The 24,578-nt window shown below is 59.9% G+C and carries 22 protein-coding genes and 1 riboswitch; of the genes, 11 read left to right on the top strand and 11 right to left on the bottom strand.

Annotated elements, in window-relative coordinates; translation table 11 throughout:
• Positions 1–44 precede the first annotated feature (44 nt).
• From BJ928_RS26975 to BJ928_RS26990, 4 genes are all read left to right on the top strand, one after another.
• Entirely contained in the window at positions 45–1,019 is a 975-nt protein-coding gene (locus BJ928_RS26975) for an ABC transporter permease (protein ID WP_047633626.1), read from the top strand.
• A complete protein-coding gene (locus tag BJ928_RS26980) occupies positions 1,016–1,825 on the top strand; it encodes a creatininase family protein (RefSeq protein ID WP_047633625.1) in 810 nt (269 codons plus the stop codon). The genes BJ928_RS26975 and BJ928_RS26980 overlap by 4 nt, the downstream gene beginning before the upstream one ends.
• A complete protein-coding gene (locus BJ928_RS26985; protein ID WP_052227802.1) occupies positions 1,822–3,348 on the top strand; it encodes an aldehyde dehydrogenase family protein in 1,527 nt (508 codons plus the stop codon). The genes BJ928_RS26980 and BJ928_RS26985 overlap by 4 nt, the downstream gene beginning before the upstream one ends.
• A 259-nt stretch (positions 3,349–3,607) precedes the next feature.
• Positions 3,608–5,365 (top strand): GMC family oxidoreductase N-terminal domain-containing protein, encoded by a 1,758-nt coding sequence (locus BJ928_RS26990; RefSeq protein WP_052227801.1) that lies wholly within the window; start codon positions 3,608–3,610, stop codon positions 5,363–5,365.
• Between the two features lie 28 nt (positions 5,366–5,393).
• Here BJ928_RS26990 and BJ928_RS26995 read toward each other — a convergent pair whose 3' ends face one another.
• The 7 genes from BJ928_RS26995 to BJ928_RS27025 all read right to left on the bottom strand — a co-directional run bounded on the left by BJ928_RS26995 (position 5,394) and on the right by BJ928_RS27025 (position 13,014).
• The gene (locus BJ928_RS26995; protein ID WP_047633624.1) at positions 5,394–5,687 is read right to left on the bottom strand and encodes a helix-turn-helix transcriptional regulator; all 294 of its coding nucleotides are present in this window, start codon (positions 5,685–5,687) and stop codon (positions 5,394–5,396) included.
• Between the two features lie 62 nt (positions 5,688–5,749).
• Positions 5,750–6,622 (bottom strand): glycine betaine ABC transporter substrate-binding protein, encoded by an 873-nt coding sequence (locus BJ928_RS27000; RefSeq protein WP_047633623.1) that lies wholly within the window; start codon positions 6,620–6,622, stop codon positions 5,750–5,752.
• 67 nt (positions 6,623–6,689) lie between these two features.
• Positions 6,690–7,571, bottom strand: a complete 882-nt coding sequence (locus BJ928_RS27005) for a proline/glycine betaine ABC transporter permease (protein WP_047633622.1) — start codon at positions 7,569–7,571, stop codon at positions 6,690–6,692.
• Between the two features lie 24 nt (positions 7,572–7,595).
• Positions 7,596–8,828 carry a glycine betaine/L-proline ABC transporter ATP-binding protein ProV gene (gene proV, locus BJ928_RS27010; protein ID WP_052227800.1) on the bottom strand — a complete coding sequence of 411 codons (1,233 nt, stop codon included), beginning with the start codon at positions 8,826–8,828 and terminating at the stop codon, positions 7,596–7,598.
• A 449-nt stretch (positions 8,829–9,277) separates the two neighbouring features.
• Entirely contained in the window at positions 9,278–10,285 is a 1,008-nt protein-coding gene (locus BJ928_RS27015) for an ABC transporter permease (RefSeq protein WP_047633621.1), read from the bottom strand.
• A 125-nt stretch (positions 10,286–10,410) separates the two neighbouring features.
• Positions 10,411–11,952, bottom strand: coding sequence for a sugar ABC transporter ATP-binding protein (locus BJ928_RS27020; protein WP_047633620.1), 1,542 nt, complete (start codon positions 11,950–11,952; stop codon positions 10,411–10,413).
• A 105-nt stretch (positions 11,953–12,057) separates the two neighbouring features.
• Entirely contained in the window at positions 12,058–13,014 is a 957-nt protein-coding gene (locus BJ928_RS27025) for a sugar-binding protein (RefSeq protein ID WP_047633619.1), read from the bottom strand.
• Positions 13,015–13,384: 370 nt separating this feature from the next.
• Between BJ928_RS27025 and BJ928_RS27030 the strand changes: the two genes are divergently transcribed.
• Entirely contained in the window at positions 13,385–14,527 is a 1,143-nt protein-coding gene (locus BJ928_RS27030; protein WP_245432560.1) for a LacI family DNA-binding transcriptional regulator, read from the top strand.
• 37 nt (positions 14,528–14,564) lie between these two features.
• Here BJ928_RS27030 and BJ928_RS27035 read toward each other — a convergent pair whose 3' ends face one another.
• Complete coding sequence (locus BJ928_RS27035) at positions 14,565–15,128, bottom strand: manganese efflux pump MntP family protein (RefSeq protein WP_047633618.1); 564 nt, start codon at positions 15,126–15,128, stop codon at positions 14,565–14,567.
• A gap of 23 nt (positions 15,129–15,151) precedes the next feature.
• Positions 15,152–15,302, bottom strand: a riboswitch (yybP-ykoY riboswitch).
• A 215-nt stretch (positions 15,303–15,517) separates the two neighbouring features.
• Between BJ928_RS27035 and BJ928_RS27040 the strand changes: the two genes are divergently transcribed.
• Positions 15,518–16,897 (top strand): hypothetical protein, encoded by a 1,380-nt coding sequence (locus BJ928_RS27040; RefSeq protein WP_147413945.1) that lies wholly within the window; start codon positions 15,518–15,520, stop codon positions 16,895–16,897.
• Between the two features lie 41 nt (positions 16,898–16,938).
• Here BJ928_RS27040 and BJ928_RS27045 read toward each other — a convergent pair whose 3' ends face one another.
• From BJ928_RS27045 to BJ928_RS27055, 3 genes are read right to left on the bottom strand one after another with little or no spacing between them, the layout of a single operon-like run.
• Positions 16,939–17,511 carry a hypothetical protein gene (locus tag BJ928_RS27045; RefSeq protein WP_047633617.1) on the bottom strand — a complete coding sequence of 191 codons (573 nt, stop codon included), beginning with the start codon at positions 17,509–17,511 and terminating at the stop codon, positions 16,939–16,941.
• Positions 17,501–18,064 (bottom strand): hypothetical protein, encoded by a 564-nt coding sequence (locus BJ928_RS27050; RefSeq protein WP_047633616.1) that lies wholly within the window; start codon positions 18,062–18,064, stop codon positions 17,501–17,503. The genes BJ928_RS27045 and BJ928_RS27050 overlap by 11 nt, the downstream gene beginning before the upstream one ends.
• A complete protein-coding gene (locus BJ928_RS27055) occupies positions 18,061–18,651 on the bottom strand; it encodes a hypothetical protein (RefSeq protein ID WP_047633615.1) in 591 nt (196 codons plus the stop codon). The genes BJ928_RS27050 and BJ928_RS27055 overlap by 4 nt, the downstream gene beginning before the upstream one ends.
• Before the next feature lie 205 nt (positions 18,652–18,856).
• Between BJ928_RS27055 and BJ928_RS27060 the strand changes: the two genes are divergently transcribed.
• From BJ928_RS27060 to BJ928_RS27080, 5 genes are all read left to right on the top strand, one after another.
• A complete protein-coding gene (locus BJ928_RS27060) occupies positions 18,857–19,861 on the top strand; it encodes a LacI family DNA-binding transcriptional regulator (RefSeq protein WP_047633614.1) in 1,005 nt (334 codons plus the stop codon).
• A gap of 59 nt (positions 19,862–19,920) precedes the next feature.
• Positions 19,921–21,273, top strand: a complete 1,353-nt coding sequence (locus BJ928_RS27065) for a sugar ABC transporter substrate-binding protein (protein ID WP_047633613.1) — start codon at positions 19,921–19,923, stop codon at positions 21,271–21,273.
• Positions 21,274–21,336: 63 nt separating this feature from the next.
• A complete protein-coding gene (locus tag BJ928_RS27070; protein ID WP_047633612.1) occupies positions 21,337–22,281 on the top strand; it encodes a sugar ABC transporter permease in 945 nt (314 codons plus the stop codon).
• Positions 22,271–23,119 carry a carbohydrate ABC transporter permease gene (locus BJ928_RS27075; RefSeq protein ID WP_047633611.1) on the top strand — a complete coding sequence of 283 codons (849 nt, stop codon included), beginning with the start codon at positions 22,271–22,273 and terminating at the stop codon, positions 23,117–23,119. The genes BJ928_RS27070 and BJ928_RS27075 overlap by 11 nt, the downstream gene beginning before the upstream one ends.
• 28 nt (positions 23,120–23,147) lie before the next feature.
• On the top strand, positions 23,148–24,344 hold the full coding sequence (locus BJ928_RS27080) for a glycoside hydrolase family 172 protein (protein ID WP_047633610.1): 1,197 nt from the start codon (positions 23,148–23,150) through the stop codon (positions 24,342–24,344).
• The last annotated feature ends 234 nt before the right edge of the window (positions 24,345–24,578 follow it).

Below are 24,578 nucleotides of genomic sequence, written 5' to 3' on the forward strand. Positions count from 1 at the left end.
GGCCTACCATCAGACCGTCTTCACCGTGGAAAGGAAGGATTGAGATGATTTCCTCACGCAATATCCTCCTCAGGCGAGTTCTCGACCTTTCGCCGCTGATCCTGCTCGTGATCCTGGTGATCGTCTTCTCGGCGATCGATCCCCGTGTGATCGCTGGCCAGAGCTTGATCAACATCGTTTCGCAGGCAACGCCGATTGCCGTTCTCGCGCTCGGCGCCCTTATCGTCCTGCTGACCGGTGGCATCGACTTGGCAGCGGGTGTGGGTGTCGCGTTTTGCGCCGTCCTGATCGCGAGCCTGATTGATGCAGGAACGGGTCTTTGGGCGGCACTGGCGATTGGACTTGCGATCATGCTGATCGTCGGGCTGGTCAATGGCGCTATCATCGCGCTTCTGAAGATCCCACCCTTCGTGACGACGCTTGCGACCATGGTGGTGCTGCAGGGCGCGACCCTGGCGGTCGCCTCGAAGGGCGTCCTGATGCTGAAAGATCCGGTCCTTCGCTTCGTCGGCATCACCCGTTCCTTCGGCTTACCGAACATCATTTTCGCAACGCTGATCATCATTCTTGCAGCGGCAGTCCTGATGCGCATGACCCGGTTTGGCCTGCGCACTTATGCGCTCGGCTCGGATGCGAGCGCAGCCGAGCTTGCCGGCATACCGGTCAAGCGGCACACGATTCTTGTCTATGGCGCATCCGGTATCTTCGTTTTCCTGACGTCAGTGGTGATGATCAGCCGCGTGCCGGTCGTCACGCCGAACATCGGCGGCACCTCCCTGCTGCTCGATGCGATTGCTGCGGCCGTGCTTGGCGGGACGAGCATCTTTGGCGGACGCGGCACCGTCTGGGGCACGGTGGTCGGCGCCCTGATCGTCAGCCTTCTGACGACCGCGCTGCGGATTTTCGGGACCGATCCGTCGAGCCTCGATTTCTACAAGGGCGCGATCATCATGGCCGCGCTTCTGGCGGATACGTCGATGACCTACGCCAAGGCCCGATTGTTGGAGCCAGTGCGATGATCAGCCGTGATACCAATTTCGTCGTCCGTGGATCATCGGCCTTCGCGTGGATGACGACCGAGGACGCAGCCCGGCTTGCCGGCAACGGCGAGAAGAGACCCATTGCGTTGCTTCCGACGGGCGCTGTTGAGCAGCACGGTCCTCATCTGCCGATGGGCCTCGATATCTGGCTTGCATCCGCAGTTGCTGCCGCTGCGGCTGCGGGCGAGAACGGCATTCGCGTCTGCGAGCCCTTTGCCTACGGGTCGTCGGCCCATCACCGCGCCTTTGCCGGCACGATGAGCCTCAGCCCGCAGACCTTCATTGCGGTTCTCGTCGATCTCTGCAGCTGCTTGTGGCAGGACGGCTTTCTGCCTGTCATCATCAATGGTCACGGCGGCAATCGCGCGGCGATCCAGGTGGCAATCACCACGCTTGGATCTCAGGGCGTCGTTTCCGCAGGCTTTTCCTATTTCGATCTCATCGCGGATGTCGCAGCGAGGGTGCTGCCCGATCACGCCGGTGGCACCGGGCACGCCTGTGCGCTTGAGACCTCCCTGATGATGCATGTTTTGCCGGCAAGCGTCCGACAGAACCTGATCCCGGATGGTGCGACGCCGCCGTCCTGGCCCGACCCGCATCTTTATGCCGGCCCTGCGGTCAGCGTCTGGCGGCCGTTTGAGGCGATCCGCGAAAACGGCGTCATCGGCACGCCGTCGGAGGCATCGGCGGAAGCCGGCGAGCAGCTCTTCGTCGAAGCTGTACGGCGCAGCCGTCAAACCATTCTCAAAATTCAGTCTGAATATGGTCAAAGGAGCATCGCATGACGGTCCAATTTAGATCTTCGATCAACGGCCCCCATCTGCGCGGCATGCCGATCGTCGCACAGCCGACGGAAGGGCTGCGGATCGGCACGAACCGCATCGGCTCTAAATGGGTTCCGGGCAGCTCGGGCAAATATCTTCGCATCGACAGCCCGTCGACCGGCGAAGAGCTCGGCTACCTCGCTTTGTCGACGCGTGATGATGTTGGCCGTGCCGTGGCGGCCGCCGATGCCTCGCGCGAGAGCCTGCGGAAAATGGGTGTCTTCCAGCGTGCCGCACTTTGCATGAACATCGCCGACGCGATAGACCGCCGCACCGACGAACTGGCGCGTCTTCTCTGCCTCGAACAGGGCAAGCCCTTTCACACGGAGGCCAAGGCTGAGGTCGGTGCCGCGTCGCTCGGCTTTCGCAATGCTGCGGAGCAGATGAAGTGGCTCGAAACGGCCGCGTTCCCCGTCGCCGATGCCAACAAGCGCGCCTTCAGCTTCTTGCAGCCGAAAGGCGTGCTTGCGATCATCACGCCCTGGAACTTCCCGCTGGGTCTGCCTTGCCTCTACTATCTCGGTCCGGCGATCGCGACAGGCAATACGGTCGTCTGGGTGCCCGCGCCGACGACCTCGCTGATTGCCGTGGCGCTCATGGAATGCATGATCGAGGCTGGCTTGCCCGATGGATACATCAACCTTGTGCTTGGCGACGGCGCTGAAGTCGGTGACGAGGCGGTTATCCATCCCGGTACTCACGCCGTCGGCTTCACTGGCAGCTCGGCCACCGGTGCAACGATCGCCCGGCGTGGTGCCGGCAAGCCGCTGCTGCTTGAAATGGGCGGCAATGGTCCAACGATCGTGCTTGCCGATGCCGATGTCGACATGGCCGCCGAGCTTGTCGGCGCCGGCTGCTTCGCCAATGCCGGTCAGATCTGCACGGCGACCGAACGGGTCCTGGTGCACAAGTCTGTTCACGACCGTTTCGTCGAAGGGCTGATAAAGGCCGCGGAAAAAGTCCGCATGGGCGATCCCTTCGATCCGGCAACGACGATGGGCCCGATCAACAATGCGACGGCGCTCGACAAGATGCTGAGCCATATGGCCGATGCGGCTGAGCGCAAGGCAAGCATCGTCAAGGGCGGCAATATCGCCGCCGGCCTGCCGACCAATCTTTACTTCGAACCCACCGTCGTGACCGGCCTGACACGGGACAGTCTGCTCAATCGCGAGGAGTCCTTCGGACCGGTTGCGCCTGTCCTGACCTTCGAGACGGACGAAGAGGCGCTTGAGCTTGCGGCTTCCAGCCCCTACGGGCTGAACGCCTCCGTCTTCACCAACTCGATCAAGAAGGCGTTCTTCTATACCGAAAGCCTGCGCTGCGGCATCGTCAACGTCAACGAGAAGAGTTGCTATTGGGAGCCGCATATCCCTGCCGGCGGTGCTGCAGGCACGGAAAGTGGCCTTGGCCGCACCGGCGGTCGGCATACTCTTGTCGAGATGTGTGACCTCAAAACGATGACAATCGACATCACCCGATAAAAAGGTTCCGCCAAACATTGGCTTGGCATCAGGACGAGGGAGCATCGATGGCCACCAACCGGCATGGGATAAGCAGGGGACGCTGCCTCGGTGGCCGAAAGCTGCCATTCGCAAAGGCTGTGGGAACCGCCGGTCGGTTGCGCGGGCCTTGTCAGCCGCCGAAGCACGACCGAGCAGCCATCAATCGCTTTGCTGGAATGGCACTCTGAGGCGGGTGCCATTCAATTCAACCTTCTCCGGCCATCCAGGAATTATCGCCATGAATGCAGTGACTACCAATTGCGTGGACTACATTATCGTCGGCGGCGGTTCCGCAGGTTGCGTTCTCGCGTCACGATTGACCGAAGATCCTTCCGTTCGCGTGATCCTGCTGGAGGCCGGCATCGATGCTCCGACGCCGGAGCAATTTCCGGATCTCGCCAATCCCTATCCCGGTGTCGCTTATTCCAATCCGACATATACCTGGTCGGGGCTGAAGGCATCGTTTCCCTATACCGGCTCGAACCGACCCGAGGCGAAGGCGGCCCGCTATGAGCAGGCCAAGGTGCTTGGCGGCGGCTCGGCGATCAACGGTATAGGTGCCAATCGTGGTGGGCCTCACGATTATGATGAATGGGGCGAGATGGGTGTCGAAGGCTGGTCATGGGCCGAATGCCTCCTCTATTTCAAAAAGCTCGAACGTGATCTCGACATCGACAACGAGCTTCATGGAAAGACCGGCCCGTTCCCGATCCGCCGGCGAGGCGAGGTGCTCTGGACGCCGTTCACCCGGGCGATGCTGGCAATCTGCGAAACGAGGGGAATTCCCTTCCTGCCGGACCAGAACGGCGCCTGGCAGGAGGGCGTTTTCGAAATGGCGGTCAACATGGATGAAAGGGCCAGGCGTGTCAGCACGGCATGGGCCTATTTGACGCCGGATGTCCGCAGGCGACCGAACCTGGAAATTCGCACGGAGACGACTGTCTCACGCATTCTCATCGAGGCAGGTCGGGCGACAGGTGTGGTCGCGGTGCGCGGCAACGTGCGCGAGGCACTCTCGGCGGCTCGGGTCGTCCTGTCGTCCGGCGCGCTGGCAACACCTGCTATCCTCATGCGCTCGGGCGTCGGGCCGGCGACCCACCTCGTCGATTGCGGCATCAATGTCGTCTGCGATCTGCCCGGCATCGGGCAGAACCTGATGGAGCATCCCTCCGCCGGCCTTGTCCCTTATCTTAAACCCTCGGCCCGGCAAAAGGGTGTGCCCGACTATCACATCCCGATCGGCTACCGCTTTTCGTCCGGTCTTGAGGGTTGTCCCGAAGGCGACATGCACATGAATTTCGTGACACGCGCCGCGTGGCATTCCGTGGGACGCCAGCTCGGTTCAGTCTTCTTCTGGGTCAACAAGTCCTACTCGCGTGGCCAGCTGCTTCTGGACCCGGCTGCACCAGACGGACCGCCCCGCATCGACTTTCGCATGCTTTCCGATCGCCGCGATCTCGTGCGCCTTGCCGATGCTTTCGAGCGTGCGGTGCGATTGACCTCCGATCCAAGTCTTGGCGCCGTCGTGTCAGGCGTCTATGCCGGCGGCATGTCGGAGATCGGCAAGCGCTTTTCAAAACCTTCCAGACTGGGAGCGGTCATCACCGCCATTGGCGCCGTTGGGCTCGACGCGATCGGCAGTCTGCGTGAAAGGGTTTTTCCCTTCATGCTGTCGAATTACGACGATCCGAAACGACTGGCGGGCAACCGTGCCGATCTCGAGGCCTATATTGCCGAGATCGTCGGGGGTGTATGGCACCCATCCGGCACGTGCCGCATGGGTGCGGCCAGCGACAGGCTGGCGGTCACCGACAGCAGAGGAAAGGTGAGGGGCCTTGAGAGCCTCTACGTCTGCGATGCATCGCTCATGCCGACCATCCCCTGTGCGAACACGAATGTGCCGACGATCATGATTGCCGAGAAAATCGCCGACGGTCTGAAACGGCAGCCTGTTCGCGACACCGGTCACGGCGCGCGAAGCGGTGGGCCCGCTTGAAAGAGCTCAGCTGCGCCCACCGCCTGCATTAGAGAGTTTCGGACATTGCGACGGATGGTTCGCTGTTCCTCCAGATTGGGCCGATGCCTCGACCGCTCAAAAGCCAGGCCAGGCTGATATGAAGCGAGTCCGCAATCTCCTCAAGGTAGGCCGGATCGGGCTCGTCTCGGTCATTTTCCCAGGCTAGCCACATCTGCTTCGATACGGCTACCAGCAAAGCGGCATCCTCTGCGGAGAGCCCGCAGGCATCGCGCGCCAGTGACATGCGACCTCCGAGCGTGTCGTCGGCTGCAAGCGTCCAGTCTGGGGTCTGATTGCACATTCATGTCACCTCGATGTGGGAAGGAAGCCCCGCCGCGACGCGGCGAGGCTGCAATGGCGATGTCAGCCTTCGTTGCCGACCCAGGCCCTTACCTGTTCGGGATGGTCCTTGATGTACTTGTCGACTGCCTGATCGTAGGAGGTCGTCTGCGCATCAAACATTGCTGCCTCCAGGTCGGAGATCGGCAACTTCATGCGTGACAGGAAACCGGCAACCTTCGGGTTCTCACTTGCGAAGCCTTTCCTGGCGAGCACATCCACGTGCTCCGCCTCGCCAAGCGATTTCTTCGGATCGGCAATGTAGCGAAGCTTGTATTTGCCGAACATCCAGTGCGGGCTCCAGGACGTGGCCACAAACCATTTCTCGCTGCGCATGTCGCGGTCGACCGTGGTCAGCATGCCCGCTTCGCTCGAGACCTGAAGCTTGTATTTGTCGAGGCCATAGTCCTTGAGCGCCTTCTCGGAAAGGCGTGTCAGACCGGCGCCGGGATCGATACCCTGCACGGTGCCGGACAGCTTTTCCTGGATCTCCGGTTTTTTCAGATCTTCGATCGAGCCGATCTGGTCTTGCGGAATATAGGCAGGCACCACCCAGCCAAGCTTTGCACCGTCATAGACCGTGCCGAGCGTCTCCACTCGGTTCTTGACCTTGGCGTAGTAGTCGGCATGTGTCTGTGGCAGCCAGGCCATCATCATGGCGTCGAGATTGCCGCGGCTTACGCCCTGGTAAAGTGGCGCGACATCGGTCTGCACCAATTCAACCTTTTGGCCAAACTTGTCCGTGATCAACTTGGCGGCGAGCTTCGTGACGAACTCGGCGTCTGACCAGGCGGCCCAGCCGATCTTCACCGGCTTGCTATCTTCCGCCATTGCGGCTGCGGTCATACCGCTGCAAAGCGTGGCGGCAAGACCCAATGTTGCGAGTATCTTGAACATGGTTGTTGCTCCTTTCTGGAAGGGTCGCAGTTGGCGGCAGAGGCCGCCTTGCTCTCAGGTGAAAAGTTCAGGCCGTAGCCGTCACCAGGGGCTCGCTTTCACTCCTTCGGAAGAGCGATTGCAGCAGGGTGAGCCGGCGGGAGCCAAGGCTCTGGGTAATACGGTCGAGAATGACGGCAAGGATGACGACTGCCAGTCCTCCTTCGAAGCCGGTGCCGACATCGAGACGCTGGATGCCCGTCAGGACCGTGTTGCCAATGCCACCCGCGCCGATCATCGAGGCGATGACGACCATGGAGAGCGACAGCATGATCGTCTGATTGATGCCGGCCATGATTGACGGCATGGCGTTCGGCAGCTGCACCTTGAACAGCAGCTGCGCCGACGTGCAGCCGAAGGCATTGCCGGCCTCGACGAATTCGGGATGGACCTGGCGAATGCCGAGATTGGTCAGGCGCACCACTGGCGGCATCGAGAAGATCACCGTCGCGATCGCGCCCGGCACGGCGCCGAGACCGAAGAACATGGCAGCCGGGATCAGATAGACGAAGGCAGGCATCGTCTGCATCAGGTCGAGGATCGGGCGAACTGCGGCGGCGATCGCATTGCGGCTTGCCATGGCGATGCCGAGCGGCAGGCCGAGGATCATTGCCATGAGCGTGGAGGCAATCACGAGCGACAGTGTCTCCATCATCGCGCCCCACAGGCCCATGTGATTGACCAGGAAAAGCGAGACGCCGGTGAAGACGGCAAAGGCAAATCCGACCCGCCATAGGGACAGGAAGATAAAGATGGCAATGCCGACCGGCATCGGTATTGCGACCAATGCGCTCTGGATGGAGCCGGTAACGAAGCCGATGATTGCGGCAATGGTGTCGAGCGCGGGCGAAAAATTGTCGAGAATGTAATTGACGGCACTGTCGATGCCGTCGCCGATATCGAAGGTCATGGGATTTTCCGATTTGATTTGAGGTCAGCTGGCGCGGTCGAGCGTTTCGAGCAGCGCCGATTTGCTGATGGAGCCGAGATAGCGATTGCCGTCATCGACGACTGGCACGGGCCAAGGGCTGGCCGCGACCTTGCCGAGAACGCCGGAAAGCGGCTCGGCGGCGGGTATGGGCTCTATTTCGGGAAGAAAGGCGCTGCGGTAGGGATCGGCAGCATTTGCCCTTAGATTTTCGACAAGCGACGCATGGCTGACCATGCCGTGATAGGTCTTGTCGCGGCCGAGAATGATTGCATATTCCCGGTCGAAGTTTTTCATCCGCTCCAGCGCGGCCGCAGCCGAAACACCCTGGCGCTCGATGATCGTCACCTGGGTCTTGCGCGCGACGTCACCGGCCCTGAACACCTGGGAAACATCGACATTGCGGAAGAAGGAGCGGACATAGTCGTTGGCGGGGCTCATGACGATCTCGTCGGGCGTGCCCACCTGGATGACATTGCCGTTCTGCATGATGCAGATGCGATCGCCGATCCGCATCGCTTCGTCAATATCGTGACTGACGAAGACGATCGTTCGGCTGTGCTGCGCCTGCAGGCGCACGAGCTCGTCCTGCATCTCCGTGCGGATCAGCGGATCAAGCGCCGAAAAGGCCTCGTCCATCAGCAGGACGGTCGGCTCGTTGGCAAGCGCGCGCGCCAGGCCGACGCGCTGCTTCATGCCGCCGGACAGCTGATCGGGATGGCTGTTGGCATAGCCGTCGAGGCTGACGGCCTCAAGCGCCGCCATGGCCCTTTGGCTGCGCTCCGCTTCGCCGATGCCGGCCACTTCGAGACCGAAAGCGACATTGTTCAACACCGAGCGGTTCGGCAGTAGTGCGAAAGACTGGAAGACCATGCTGATTTCGCGTCGGCGCAGCGCGATAAGCTCCCGGCGCGGCATGCGGGTGATATCCTTGCCGTCGATTTCGATGGAGCCGGCGGTCGGTTCGATCAGCCGGTTGAGCAGACGAAGCAGGGTGGATTTGCCCGATCCTGAAAGGCCCATGATGACGAAGATCTCGCCGGCCTTGATGTCGAAGCTTGCATTGTTGACCCCAACCGAACAGCCGGTCGTGGCGTGAATTTCCGATTTCGACTTGCCGGCGCGGATCAGATCCATGGCCCTTGAAGGGCGTTCGCCGAAGATCTTGTAAATGTTCTTGAGACTGATTTTGGTCGAAGCCGGATGGACCGGCGCGTCATTTTCAGTTGCAAATGTCATAAAATCCTAGGCCTGCGACTCGATAGTCCAGGCATGCTCCTTGTTTTAATTATTCTTCGGTGACGACAGCTGAAATCCACAGATCAGAACGCTGTCTTCAAGTTCCCGATTCGACGATCACTGAGCCGGCAAACGGAAGTATCGTTTTGTCGATCGACAGGCCAAAAAGGCGCGAAAGACGGCGAAAAAGCATAAGAGAAATAAACTCTCCCGACAGGCGCAGGATCGATTTATGCCTCGACTTCTAGGCACGGGTTTTAGGGTGATAGACAGGAACTGTCCATAGAAATTTGAAATTATTTCGGCAGGCCGGTCCCGGGCGACGTTACCTTTGATCGCATCGGAGCGATATGCATCCCTTTGAAATATCATCGATTGGCCACCAGTCAGGCGGCATTTTTATGCCGCCTGACAATCTATTTGGCGGTCGGTTCCGGCTTGCTTCGACATCACGACTGCGGCTGTTCGGCGGGCTGGCGCGTCTCCGCTTGGCGTGCAGCCGATACCAGCCGTCGTTGAGCCCGGATCGCGCTCCATTGCTGATCGATCAGAACGCCGAGCAGGATGACGCCGCCCATGACGGCGAAGTTCAGCGAGGAGGGGATGCCGAGCAGATTGACGAGGTTCTGCAGCTCCTGCAGCAGGATCGTGCCGAGCACGACGCCGATCAGGGAACCTTCGCCGCCGCGCAGCGAAAAGCCGCCGAGGACAGCTGCGGCAATCGCATAGAGTTCATAGAACTGACCGTGGCTCGCCGGCGAGATCGAGCGCGTGTACATGGCGAAATAGATTGCCGAAAGCGCCGTCAGCACGCCGCAGATGATGTAGGCGACCGTCACCATCTTCGTGGTGCGGATGCCGGAATATTTCGCTGCTTCCTCATTCTTGCCGATCGCATAGAGATAGCGGCCGTAGACGGAGCGATGCAGGACGATCCACATGACGGCAGCAATGATCACAAGTGCGATGAAGGTGTTCGGCACACCGTAGAAACGGCCGGCGGTCAAAAATTCAAGGGCCGGGAAATTCTGTCCGAAGGCAAAGCCTGCCGTACCGTCGGCGGTATAAAAGCGCGCCGCGCCCCGATAGATCAGCAGGCCGCAGAGTGTGACGACGAAAGGCTGAAGATTGAGCCGCGTAATCAACCAGCCATGGACTGCGCCAAGTACGCCGCCAAGGACCAAGATCAGCGGCAGTGCGATCGCCCAGGGCATGTTCTGGACGGCGATGAAATCGATGAACAGCACGCCGAGTAGGGCAACGAGCGAACCAACGGACAGCTCGATACCGCCGGTAATGATGACGAAGGCCTGGCCGATCGACAGTATTCCGAAAAGACCGATGAGATTTGACGTATTGGCGAGGTTGATCGGCAAAAGGAAGCGCGGATTGATGATCGTCACGACAATGCCGACGACGATGATCAAGAGAAGCAGGCCAAGATCTTTCTTACTCATCGATATCAATTCCCATTGGCCGCAGCCGTTTGAGCAATTCCTGGAAAGTGCACAGCGGCTTTCCTGTAATTGCGTAAGAACAATGAGATAGAGTGGTTCAGCTGTCCGCGAAGAACTGAACTGCCCTAGTGTAATCTCTTGCCGACGGCCAGCAAAAGCACGTTTTCCTGACTGAACTGATCCTTGTCGAGAATGCCGGAGATCCGACCCTCATGCATGACGGCGATACGGTCAGAGACGCCGATTACCTCCTCCATGTCGCTCGATATCATCAAGATCGCGACGCCTGCATCGGCAAGCTTGCGCATGAGGCTGTAGATTTCGCTCTTCGCACCGATATCGATGCCGCGTGTGGGCTCGTCGAAGATCAACACCTTCGGATGCATCGCCAGCCATTTGGCGAGCACGACCTTCTGCTGATTGCCCCCCGAAAGCGTGCCCGTGCGAGTCGAGACCGACGGCGTCTTGATGGCGAGCTGTCTGCGTTGTGTTTCCGCGATGGCATTTTCCCGCTCCGGCGATACCATGGAGCGCCGCGCGAAGGCCGGAAGGTTGGGCAGGGATATGTTTTGCGAAATCGGCAGGTCGAGCAGAATGCCGTTCAGCTTGCGGTCCTCCGGCACCAGAAAAATGCCGTTGGCGACGGCGTCTCTCGCCGATCGCAGTTTCAGCTCCTGGCCACCAAGGCTGATGCCGCCGCCGTAGCTATGGTCGACGCCGAAGAGAACGCGGGCAAGCTCCGTCCGCCCCGAGCCGACGAGACCGGCAAGGCCAAGGATTTCGCCATAGCGAATGTCGAGGCTGACAGGCTGTGTTGGATAGGCGGCGGTTCGAACCGCGGTAATCTTGAGTGCGACGTCTCCCGGCGGATGCGCCGCTTCCACGGATCGCGCAGCCAGCGCTCGACCGATCATCAGCTTCACCATTCGGTCGTGGTCGATCGCATCCTTCGGCAATGTTCCGACGAGCGTACCGTCACGCAGGACGATGACGCGATCTGCGACGCGCTCGACCTCATGCAGGCGGTGCGAGATGAAGATGACGCTGATGCCGTCGGCTTTCAGCGAGGATATGACGGCCAGCAGCTTTTCGGTTTCGGCAAGCGGCAGGCTAGAGGTTGGCTCGTCGAGAATGACGAGCCGGGCGTTGATGGATAATGCCTTGGCGATTTCGACCATCTGCTGCTGGGCAAGCGATAGCGACGCCACCGGGGTATCCGGCGAGAAATTGGCACCGACACGCTTCAAAAGAGGGGCGACCATTTCGCGCAGACGGGCGCGGTCGACCAGCTTCAGCGCGCCGCCGCGCAGCGGTTCGCGGCCAAGGAAGATATTGGCGGCGACATCGAGATTCTCGAACAGATTCAGCTCCTGATGGACAAAGGCGATCCCCGAGGCGATGCTGCTTTCGACGGTGAACGCCGCATGCTCGGCACCGTCGAGCCGAATGTTGCCACGATCCGGTTTGACGACACCGCCAAGGATCTTCATGAGCGTCGATTTGCCAGCGCCGTTCTCGCCGACGAGACCGATCACCTCGCCGGGGTTGACCTCCATCGAGAAATTGTCGAGCGCCACGACGCCGGGATAGGTCTTGCCGATTCCCGAAAGGCTGAGAAAGGGCGCTGCGGCCTCAGTCGATAGCGATGTGTCCGAGCGTTGGTTCATAACGAATATCATGCCTGTGCGATGAGGCCTCGAAGGCCGCGGCGACGTGAGCAATTGCATTCGAGCAGCGCCGATCCTCGCAACCGGCGCTGCTGCGGGCTGGCCTTAGTTGCCGGCCATAGCCTTCAGGTTAGCCGCGTAGGCGTCGACATCATCCTTGCCGATGATCTTCGTCGGGATGATGATCAGCTTGTTGGCTGGAATTCCCGATTTGTCGCCCTTCAGATAGGCGGCCATCAGCTTCATGCCCTGATAGGCCCAGAGATAGGGCTGCTGCACGACGGTACCGGCAATGGTTCCTTCCTTGACGCCGCCGAGCGTGATCGGATCATCATCGAAGCCGACGACGGTGATCTGGCCGAGCTTGCCGGCTTCGCGCAGAGCTTCGTAGATACGTGGCGTGTTATAGGAGTAGAAGCCGACCATGCAGGTCACGTCGGGACTTGCGACAAGCGCGTCTTCGACGTTCTTCTTTGCTCTTGTCTGATCGATATCGTCGCCGCGGACGTCGACCAGTTCGATCTTGGTGCCGGCTATGCCGTCCTTCATGCCCTGGATACGCTCCTTGGCATTGTCGGCGCCCAAAAGCCCCACGAAGCCGATGCACTTGCCCCCGTTCGGCATGGCTTTCTTGGCGATTTCGGCGGCCTGTTTGCCGGCATCGACGTTCGAGGAGCCGATATAGGCGACGCGGTTGGTATCCGGTGCATCGCTATCGGTGGTGAACAGCGCGGTTTCCGAGCCGATCTTGTTCAGCCCGTCCGTCGAGGTCTTGGGGTCGACAGCAGAGACCATGATGCCTTTGACGCCGGCTGAGACCAGGTCTTCCATCAGTCGCTGCTGGATTGCGACCGACGACTGTTCGGGATATTTCAGCTCCATATTGAAGTCCGGCAGCTCCGCCTGGGCCTTCTTGACGCCGGCTTCGGCCGCCTTCCAGAAGTCGGATGCGCCGTTGACCACAAATGCGAGTGTCGGCTTGTCGGCGGCGTAGGTCGCCGTCGCATAGCTCAGCATCAGCCCTGCCGCAAAGGCGGCAGCGCCCCGTGTTAGGTACTTCATGATCATCCTCCCATAGACCCGCTATCGGGGTCTAGTTGCAACTCGCGGCAGACCGCTCCGACACCCCCTCCTAGGGTTCTCGTCAAGCGAGATACGGCACGTCCAGCCACGATCGCGACGGTATACGACTAATTTCGATTAGTAAATAGAATTAGTAATACAATTTCGTGGGGGCGAAGCTTCGGAATGCTGTGATTCTCGCTAGTTACTTCAATTATCAGCATTCTTGGGCTCGAAAGTGCTGGCAGAGATTGCATTCACATCCGTGGTGGTTGCCGAGATCGCTCAAATGATGATAATAAATATTAGCGCGCGGAGACGGCGATGGGGATTGCCGCCGGTTTCGCTTTACGGGAGATAAGACAGAGTTATGAAAAAAATATCGGCCGCAAATGGCGATCAGCTGGCCGACGACAGCGGGCTATCAAGACGAAACGGCCGCCGTCCCGGCAGCAGGGTCACGATGACCGACATTGCCAAGGCGGCAGGATGTTCACAGAGCGCAGTATCCTTCGTCCTCAACAATACGCCCGGCATGCGCCTGTCCCAGCAGACCCGCGAGAAGGTGATCGAGGCCGCCCGTCAGCTCGGCTATGTCGCGCCGGTGCTTGCCACGCCGCCCGCGCTCCTCTCGCCTTCGAAGCTAGATGGCATCATCGGTTTTGCTGTCGACCAGCTCGCGACGAGCCCGGAGGCCGTCGTTGCGATCGAGGGCGCGCGCCAGGCGTCGTGGAACGCTGGAAACGTCCTGCTCGTCGCGCAGACCATGAGCGATCCCGTCATGGAACCGAGAGCGATCAAGGCGCTCAGCAGCAGCGGCATCTCGGCGCTCATCTACATGACGATATTCACCCGCGAGGTGGAGGCGCCGGACTATCTCTACGATCTCAATATCCCGATCGTTCTTCTGAATTGCTACACGTCCGATTATGCCTTTCCCGCCGTTGTTCCAAGCGAGATAGCCGGCGGCCAGACTGCGACCCGGCATCTGATCTCGCACGGCCATCATCGGATCGCGACAATCACCGGCGAACCATGGATGCAGGCGGCTCAGGATCGGCTGACCGGCTATCGCCGGGCGCTGGCAACGGCCGACATTCCATTCGATCCCGAACTTGTCATAGAAGGCGATTGGTCGGCGAGCGCCGGCTATTCCGGCACCATGAAGCTGCTTTCGCTTCCCGAGCGTCCGACCGCAATCTTCTGCCAGAACGACCGCACCGCCATCGGTTGCTACGAAGCGCTGAAGGAAGCTGGGCTCCACATACCGGAGGACATGTCGGTCATGGGCTACGACGACGAAGACATCTGCCGCCATCTTGTGCCGCCCTTGACGACCTCGATCCTGCCGCACATGGCCATGGGCCAATGGGCGATCGAGCATCTCGAAACGGCAGTCCTGCCGCGCGAGCGACGCTATCAGATCACCAAACTCGAATGCTCGCTGGTCAAGCGTGCCTCCGTTGCCCCGCCTGGCGGCGTCAAGGCGGGGCGCAAGGCGCGGAAAACCTGATGGTCCCGCTGCCGTTCCTTTGCTGCGCCTTGCTTCGTCAGGCCAGCAGGTGCTCGTAGAGGATCGAGCCGCCAAGCCCGATCAGGGCAACGCCTGCAACTCCTTCGGCAATCCTGCCGAAGCGCTCCCCGATCAGTCGCCCGACCAGCATGCCACCCGATGACATCAGGAATGTCGCGGCGCCGATCGCCGTGGCGATGACAAGAATGTTGACCTGCAGAAATGCCAATGACACGCCGACAGCCATGGCGTCGAGGCTCGTTCCGATTGCGGTTGCCATCAGCACCGCAAATGACATGGTGGGGCGCACCTCCTTCTCCTCCGGCCTGTTGCGGATGGCGGCATGGAGCATATTGGCGCCGACGGCCGCGAGCAGGCTGAATGCGATCCAATGGTCGACCGCACTGACGAAGTTGGCGGCAGCCACGCCAGCACCCCAGCCGATGACGGGGGTAATTGCCTCGACGACGCCGAAGACGACACCGGTTCTGATCGTTTCGGAAAGGCGAGGGCGGCCCATGGCCGCGCCACGACCGACCGACACGGCGAAGGCATCCATCGACATGCTGAATGCCAGGACGATGATTGCAAAGAACGACATTTGAAAAGCCTCGCGGACGCGCAAACCGGGCATCCTCCGCCCTGTCCGAACCAGGCGGGATCTGCCACGGTCTTGCCGAGCCGACGGACCGGCTGAACGTCCCACGTGCGATGGCACGAGCCTGTTGAAACGTTCCCGCCCGATGGGCGGTGGCTACTCCCCGATACCGGTCGGATCTAGTGACTCCTTGCTCCGGCGTCAACCAGGAGGCGTGCAGAATCGTGCTAAAATTATCTTGATATTACATATATTTGACTTCAATGTCGCAGGTGCGAATGCACATGCAAATCATTCGCAGACATGTAATCTATGATTGTGAAGATTCCCCAGCTGAATGCTCGCATGACTGGGGCCAGCGCGAGTGCTCGATCACAAGGCCGGTGGATTGAATGACCACGGGATATCCCGTCCGCTTGCCGGCTTGTAGCGACATCTTGGCGATCGATGGTTCGATTGCTACTATGCGCACCATGACGGTTCTCTCCCAGGACACCAACCCGCCGCCGATCCGGTTCCTGTTCCGGCTGCCATCACTCACCCTGCAACTGCTGTGGCGTTTCTGGCCACAGCTAATGGCGCTGTGGCTCCTGGGGCTGATCGGCAATTCGCTTCTTAACGAACTTGCCGTCATGATCGGCCGGCTAAATGCCTTTGCGGGACTTTCCACCCTCGCTCTCGTCGTACTCCTGAAACTCGTCATCATCGTCGCATTGTTCGAGACCGTGCGGCCCGGATTGCCGTCGCTTGATGCCGCCTCGCGCGCTGCGGCTGCCCGGCCGGAAATCGATGCCACCGCCGGTTCCGTGGCGCCAAGCTTCACATCGATCCTCGCGCTGACGCTTGTGCCGTTCTTCGCCTATTACGCCGCCTGGGGGTTTCTCGGTGATACGGTCAGGGACTATTCCAGGCTGTCGCTCGACCTGATGCTGTTCGGCGAGGACTATAATCCCTTGAAATTCGGCAGTAGCGCCTGGCTCCTCGTATCGGTCGCCGTCGCTTGGGTGGTCAGGCGTTTCGCCAAATTCATGCATACGCGATCGAAAGCGCCCATTTGGGCTGTTATCATCGTCGTTTGCGAGGCGAACTGGGCATTCATCGGTCTCTTCGTCATTTCGACTTGGCAAGGCGACATCCGTTCCTGGATCGCCAAGCTTCCCGAAACGGTCGGGCATTTCTTCGGCTTTCTCAATCCGGTTGGCAATGCGGCGGCGGCAACCCTCTTTCCGCCGACGGCGGAGGACGCTTCCCTTTCCCTTTCCAGGCAAATGCGTGGCCTGTTCCTCTATGCTCTTTACCCGGTCGTCTGGTTGACGCTTGCCGCCTTGGTCTATGGCTATGACATCAATGGCGAACGCCCGCTGACGGAAGGTCGGCTGGCGCGCGCGGTCTCTCGCTGGCAGTCGCTGCCGAAGGCGATCCGCGACTTCGTTTCGCATTTCATCGCGGGGACGGCGAAACGCTACCGTGCCTTGGCCGAAGGCGTCGGCCTCACCCTGGGGTCCGGTCTTGGGCTGCTGCTGGCGGTCATTCTACTATACCGGCTGCTGGATTGGGGCGCAGCCTGGGCCTGGTACGGCACATCGAGGCTGATCGGCGTCCACGATCTGCCTCTATGGCACATGCTTGCCCAGGCAATATCGCTTTTCCTAGGCAGTCCCAGTGCGCCGGGCGACGGCGTCCTCGTGATGCCGATCAAGATATGCCTGCTGGCCGCGGCTCTGGAAATCGGTTTCGCGCAGGGACGGCAATGGCGCCGCGGCGTGGACTGACGTCTGGCGTCCGTCAGCATCTCTCCGGGACTTCCTTGGCTTCAGTTCAGCCGCAGTGGGAAGGATATGGCGTCCGGCCTTGTCGAGGCGAAACTCAGCTGTGCGGATAAGGAGGGAACCGCATCGGCCGGCACGACGAATTTCTCCTCCATGATTGTGCTTGCACCCTTGGCCGGCGGCTGGCGGGATATGGCATCGCAGCCGTCTATGGGGGTAGCCTTCGGATCGAGGTCGCGGCTGAGATCGTTGGAAAGAATGAAGTTGAGGGGCTGCCAGCGCCGCCCCTTCGGGTCCGTCAGGGTGAGACTGCATTGTGTCCAGGATTGCCCGACATCGTCTTCGGCCTTTGCCGCCAGCCTGACCACGACCAGGCGCATCTGACCGGGAAAGGTGATTTTCCCGTCACGTCCATCGCCGATCAATCTTGCCTGGTTGAGTGTCCAGGACGCCTTGGCATAGGTCTGTCCATCGACGCTGCCACTGACGCGCAACTCGTTTCGCCCGACGTAATCTTCGGCATTGCGCCATGCATCAATGGCGTAATTGGCCGCCAGCAGGACGGGCAGGCTTGCCAGGGATGCCCACCAGAACCGTCTTTCCCGCCTAGACGCCATTGGCACCGATCTCCACGCGGTCACGTGTCTCGACGCTTGCGCCGTCGAGCTTGACACGAATTTCCGAGTCCAGTTGAGGGGAGGGCTGTCTGGAAAGCACCAGCGTCATGTCGCTGGTTTCGCCTTCCGGCAGTTCGAAGATGAAGATGCCCGTCGTCGGTAGGCCTGGCTGCAAATCCTTGGATGGCATGAGGCGCGGAGCGCCGTCGGCGCGATGGCTTTGACGGTAAAGGCGACCGGACGCGCCCTCAATTGCCGCGGCCTGAATGGTCATAGTGTCATAATTCGACTGCAGCTCGACACTGACGATGAGCCAGACCCCTTCGGTCTGCCGCTCGATCGACTTGCCATAAGGGGCAAATGCGATCGTCTTTGTGCGCAGAACCTTGGCGACCTTGACGCTGAACGTCCTGCTCGACACGGTGTCCTTCTGCAGCCCGGCGGTTTCGATGGGGCCAGTCAGGATCGCATAGCTCGGGGTCGTCGATTGCAGAAAAGCCAAAAGCAGAGCGGTCACGCCGCCGAACAACAGGGAAAGCAGAAGCCGTATCAAGGACCGGCTCCCTGGCTCACTGAAAGCGGCAGGCTGATGCGCGCGACGTCACTCGGGTTGAACCAGCCCGGCGCGGCATAGAGATTGTCCTTGGGCTTATAGGTGGTCCCGACGATCACAACGCTCAGTGCTTTGGGAAGCGCCTGTGTTGCTGGCAATTGCCAGACGACCTTCACTTTTTCCGGCATCATCGGCTGAAGGTCCCAAAGCAAATCACTGTCCCGGACGAGATAGAATTGTGGAACCGGAGGGTTTGCGACATTTTCGAGCTTCAGCGCATCGCGATACAAGTTCGAGCTTTCCGCCGTCATGTTTTCAAGTGTCAAATCGAGCGTTAGCGCCTTCTTGCCATCGGGAACGCGTCGTCCGTCCGGTGTCTCGGTGGCGATGCCGCTGGAATTGAGGGTCACCATCCACTGACCGGCATCGACGGGCTTGCCGGGTTTGACCTGTGCCACCTCCGTTCCCGTGCGGGTTTCATAGATCGAGAGCCCGAGCGATAGCGCGCCCGCGAGAAGGCCGCCGAGACCGGCGATGATCCGCGTATAGAGTGCCTTGTTCGCTTTGCTGATAGCCGATTGGTTCATTGCGTGATGCGATCGGGTGGTGGCATTGGCCGCCGGCACCTGAAGGAAACAGGCGGCAATCTCTATTTGGATCAGTTGGTTGATACGACAAGGGCGGGTAGTGCGCGAGCGCAGGAATTATGTGTTGACAGAGCTAGAAAATGGACAAGTAAATCGATTTGCAAAAGCATTTGCAAATCGATTTACAATGCCGTAGCCTGATCCTATGACCACAATCGCAAAAGTTGCCAAGCGTGCCGGAGTGTCGCCGACCACTGTGTCGCATGTGCTCAATCACGCCGACCGCGTGTCGGCGGACTTGCGCAAGCGCGTCCATGAGGCGATCGCCGAGCTTGGCTATGTTCCGAACCCGCTCGCTCAAAGCCTCAGGACTGGCCGTACCAATCTCGTTGCCATGCTGATCCCGGATATTCGCAACCCCTTCTACCCGGAAATGGTGCAGGCGGCGCAGTCCGATCTCGAGGCGATCGGGGTCGATCTTTTGGTCTTCAACACCGATGTCCCGGGTGGCCATTCACAGGAACACGGGCAGCATTATCTCCGCCAGATCCGCAGTCGGCGCATCGACGGCCTCATCGTCGGGGATTTCGCGCTGCATGGCATGCATGACACGTTGCTCGAAATCGATCTTCCCACAGTGTTCATCGGCGACCTGCCGAACAAGGCGGTCGATAGCGTCAAGATCGACGATTTCGGCGGAGGTCATCAGATGGGAGCCTATCTTGCCAAGAAGGGCCATCGCCGGATCGCGCACCTGACCGGGCCGTCCTTCTTTGCCGAAGCCATGGCGCGTGCTGCCGGCTTCGAACAGGGTCTGCGCGACAACGGGGTCGAGCCGATTGACGAGTTGCGCCGAGAAGGAAGCTATCTCGGCCCCTCGGGGGAGGAGGCCGTCGATTGGCTTTTGACGAACCATGGCGACAACCTACCCTCAGTGATTTTCTTCGGAAACTACCTGATGGCGGCCGGCGCGCTCGCGGGGTTCTTCGATCGCGGTATCAGCGTTCCCAAGGATATCGGCATTGCCGTCTTCGGCGATCAGCCGCAGCTCGAATATGTCAGGCCACGCATTACGAGGGTCGGCAATACGCCGTCGCTGCTTGCTCATCGCGCAACTGAAATGCTGCTGGAGAGGCTTTCGGGCGCCTATACGGGACCGGCACGCTCGGAGGTGATCCCCTGCAATCTCCACGCTTACGATACCGCATGAAATGAGGCTCCGTCACCCGGGAGGAGTGTGGTGACGGCAAAGCAAAGAGGGAGGAAGTCATGACTGGTAAGGACAAGCTCATCACCGCTGCAACCCGTCGGAGCGTACTCAAGGGCGGGGCAATCATTGCCGCCGGTGCTGCTGCCGGATTGAGCGGTTTTCCCTATGTATCGCGCATGGCCGTGCGGGCGCAGGGCGCACCGCTGAAATTCTGGCAATTCTACGCGCCAGGCGGCACGGTGCCAAGCCAGGTCGACTGGTTCGAAAAAGCCGTTGCCGCCTGGAATGACAGCCACCCGCAGAAGGTGGAACTGGAATATGTCCCGAACGCCGAATACATCAACGGGCCGAAGCTTGCGACGGCCTTTGCCTCGGGCGAAGGGCCGGACATCTTTCTGATCTCGCCCGGCGACTTCCTGCGCTACTACAACGGCGGCGTCCTGCAGGATCTGACGCCTCACATCGATGCGAAGGAAGATTTTCCGGAGAGCGTCATCGCGAGCCGGATGGTCGACGGCAAGATCTATGGCATCCCGATGGAAGTCGAGCCGATGGCGATGTACTATTCGGTCAAGGCCTTCGAAGAGGCGAAGCTGAACGAGAACGACGTTCCGAAGACGTGGGACGATTTGCTGGAGCTCGCCAAGAAGCTCACGACGCCGAAGCGCTTCGGCGTGCTGTTTGAGACCCAGCCGGGCTACTATCAGAACTTCACCTGGTATCCCTTCTTTTGGCAGGGCGGCGGCGAATTCCAGACCAAAGACGGCAAGAGCGCCTTCGATTCACCCGCCGCGGTTCAGGCTTTGAAGTTCTGGCAGGATGCCATCAATTCCGGTGTGGCGCCGCGCCAGGTCATGGGAAGTGGTGCGAACGACACGGTTGCCAACCTCGCCTCGGGCTATTGCGCCATCCAGAATGTCGGCATCTGGGGCATCTCGCAATTGCAGAGCAACGCCAAGGATTTCGAATATGGAGTCTTTCGCCTGCCGACGCCGCCAAACGGCAAATATGTGACCGTTGGCGGCGGCTGGGCCTTCGTCGCCAATGCCAAGGGGAAGAACCCGGATGCGGCGGCACAATTCTGCGCCTGGGCGCTGGCCTCGAAGGATAAAGGCTCCGTCCAGCGCGTCGCTGACTGGTGCACCAAGGGCAAATCGGACATGCCGCCGCGCGAAAGTGCGCTTGCCGCTGGCGGCGAAGCCTTCAAAACCGGCATGATCGGCAAGTTTGCCACAGACGTCTATCCTGGAGCGCGTGGCGAGCCGCGCCTGCCGCCGGAGGTCTACAAGATCATTTCCGATGCCATCCAGCAGGCCCAACTCGGCGGTGCCGACCCGCAAGCGACGGCGACATCGGCCTCGCAGCAGCTCGACGCGTTCCTTTCGTCCTATAGTGGCGCACCCATTCTCTAGGAAGAACCGCCGGCCGCTGCAGTAGCCAGCTCTGGCGGCCGTCTCTCTTTTCGGGACGAGATCATGACGACAATTGCTGATGTGACGACAAGCGGTGCAAACAGCACCCGGAAGGGCCTTTCCGCCCGGCATCGCGAATGGATTGCGGGCTATCTCTTCGTATTGCCCGATGTGCTCGGCCTTTTCGTTTTTCTCGGCGTACCGATGCTTCTGTCGCTCGTGCTGAGCGTCTACGAGGTCAACGGCTTTGGCGGTTACAATTTCGTCGGTGCCAAGAACTATATCCGCATCTGGCATGATCCGTTGTTCTGGAAGGGCGCAAGAGTAACTGCTCTCTACGCCGTCATGCTCGTGCCTTCGCTTTATGTGACTGGCCTGGGTCTGGCGCTTCTCGTGCAGCAGACCAATCGCTTCAACGCGATCATGCGCTCGATGTTTTTCGCTCCGAACATGGTGAGCCTCGTTGTCGTCGCCCTTGTCTGGCAATTCATGGTCATCGACAAGATCGGCGTCGTCAGCCAAGCCATGGCCGGTCTCGGTCTTCCCTCGATTTCCTTCCTCGGAGATCCGAACTTTGCATTGATCACCGTCGTCCTCGTCAGCGTCTGGTTCCTGATGGGCTTCTATATGCTGATCTTCCTGGGTGGCCTGCAGGATATTCCAAAGGAATATTACGAGGCGGCGATGATTGACGGCGCAGGACCTATCAAGCGCTTTCGATACGTCACGCTGCCGCTTCTGAAGCCGACAAGCTTCTTCGTTCTCATGGTATCGATGGTAGCTGCCGTTGCCGGCGCGCAGGCTTTCGATATCATCTATGTCATGACCAAAGGCGGCCCCGCCAATTCGACGTCGGTACTGATCGTCTACATCTACCAACAAGCCTTCTCCTTCGGTGCTTTCGGCTACGCAGCCGCGATGTCATCGATCCTGGTCGTCGCGCTGATGATCGTCACCGCAATTTTCTTTGCCGTCACGCGCGGAGGACGTTTCGATCATGCGGAATAATGCTTCCAACGCCTACTTTTCGCGATCGCAGGTAACGATGGTGCGTTGCCTGTGGATGCTGATTGCCGGCATGCTGGCGTTGATGACGCTTTTCCCCTTGCTCTGGATGGTATCGATCGCCTTCAAGCCGGCAGCTGAATCCTTCTCGTCGTCGCTGATACCGGAATCACCAACATTCGACAATTTCATCTATGCGCTGACGGGCGTGCCCTTCATCCGCTACATGCTCAATAGCTTCTTCGTGTCGGCGACGGTGACGATCGTGGCGCTTTTCTTCCACACAATGGCCGGCTACGCATTGGCGCGGTTGCGCTTTCCTGGACGCGAGATCATCTTTCTGGCGATATTCTCCACTTTTCTTGTCTCACTGCCCGTCGTCATCGTGCCGCTCTTCATCATCGTCAAGGCGATGGGCATGATCAACTCCTATACGGGTCTGATCGTGCCGGCGATCTTCAATGCCTTCGGCATCTTCCTGCTGCGACAATATTATCTTTCGCTGCCGCGTGAGATCGAGGAGGCCGCCGTTATCGATGGCGCCGGCTACTGGCGTATCTACTGGAGCATCATCCTGCCCTTGAGTCGGCCGATGATGTCGGCGCTCGCCATCCTGTTCTTTCTCGCCAACTGGAATTCCTTCCTTTGGCCGCTCACTATCACCTCCAATCCGAACCTCTGGATGGTGCAGGTCGGCATCGCCAACTTCAAAAGCCAATATTCGGCGTCTTGGAACTACATGATGGCCGCCTCCACCATCGTCGCCATCCCCACCCTCGTTCTCTTCGTGATTTTCCAGCGGCAGATCATGGATTCGCTGAAGATCAGCGGTCTGAAATAGCCGTCTTCATTCAAGACAGGAGACTTCCATGAGTAATCTCGGCCTTTCACCCTTGCGCGGGCTTGCCAAGCTGCGCGAAGCAAAAACGCGGCGCTTCTCGAGTTACGACCGCACCGGCGGCAATGACGACCGCTTCCATATCGAACCGGGCAAGACCGAGATCATTGCCGAGCATTCGGGCGCCGGCATCATCACTCATATCTGGGCGACGCTTGCCTGCGAAAGCGATAACTTCCTGCGTAAGATCGTGTTGCGCGCTTACTGGGACGGAGAAGATGAGCCGAGCATCGAGGTGCCAATCGGCGATTTCTTCGGCATGGGCCACGGCCGCACCGCAAACTACGCCAGCCTGCCGATGCAGGCGAGTCCGGAGGACGGCAAGGCGTTCAACTGCTATTTCCCTATGCCATTCGGCTCGCACATGAAGCTGACGGTGACGAACGAGGCCGAGCACGACCTGCTCTTCTACTACTATGTCGATCTCGAACTGCACCAGACCCTCGAACAGGGCATGGGCCGTTTCCACGCGCAATATCGCCAATCGCGTCCGGAAGGCATGAACGACGCGGGTCTTACCAACGAGGAATATCTTTTCGGCGGCGAGAATGTCGACGGCAAGGAAAACTATACGATCCTCGAGGCCGAGGGCCGCGGCCACTATGTCGGCGTTCTCTATAGCGTCTATTCGCGCCGCCGCTCCGATGTCTGGGACTGGTACGGCGAAGGCGATGACATGATCTTCATCGATGGCGAACAGGGGCTTTGCGTGCCGGATACCGTGCGCAAGCCCGATCCGCGCATCGGTCCGAAGGCGGCGCTTATCGATCCCCGCCTGGAATCCGCACCCGGCGCCAACGATGCCTGGCCGCCGACGCTGCACGGCACCGGCACGGAGGACTATTTCAATACCGCATGGTGTCCGACCCAGGAATACAGTGGCCCCTATCACGGCATCATCTCGGCGGGTGGTCCGAACTGGACCGAGCCGGTGACGCTGTACCGCTGGCACATCGAGGACCCGGCGATCTTCCAGAAGCACATTCGCGTGACGATCGAACACGGCCATGCCAACCGTCGTTCCGACGATATTTCCTCGGTCGCCTTCTGGTACCAGGCCGAGCCGCACAAGCCATTCGGTGCATTCCCCGAGGTTGCGGAGCGCGTGCCGACCTTTCGCCGGCCGTTCAAGGAAATGAAGATCGCCGTCAAGAAGGCGAGAGGATGAGGCCTGCTTGAGGCAGCAAGTCTGACACGCGTTGGAGTTTCCCGTCGGAGCCCGCCTGATGGCGGGCTTCTTGGTTCTGAGGTCTGGCGCTCAACGGCGGATTTGCCTCCAAATTCATATCTTCCCATCGGCGGCTACGCTCTCCGGCAATCACGTTCAGAGCCGCAAGAACGCGGCATAGAGAAAATAGCTCTTGCGTGGCCTTTATAATTAGGTAAGTTACCTAATAAATGG

The sequence above is a fragment of the Rhizobium sp. WW_1 genome (assembly GCF_003610155.1).
GTDB lineage: Bacteria > Pseudomonadota > Alphaproteobacteria > Rhizobiales > Rhizobiaceae > Rhizobium > Rhizobium tropici_A.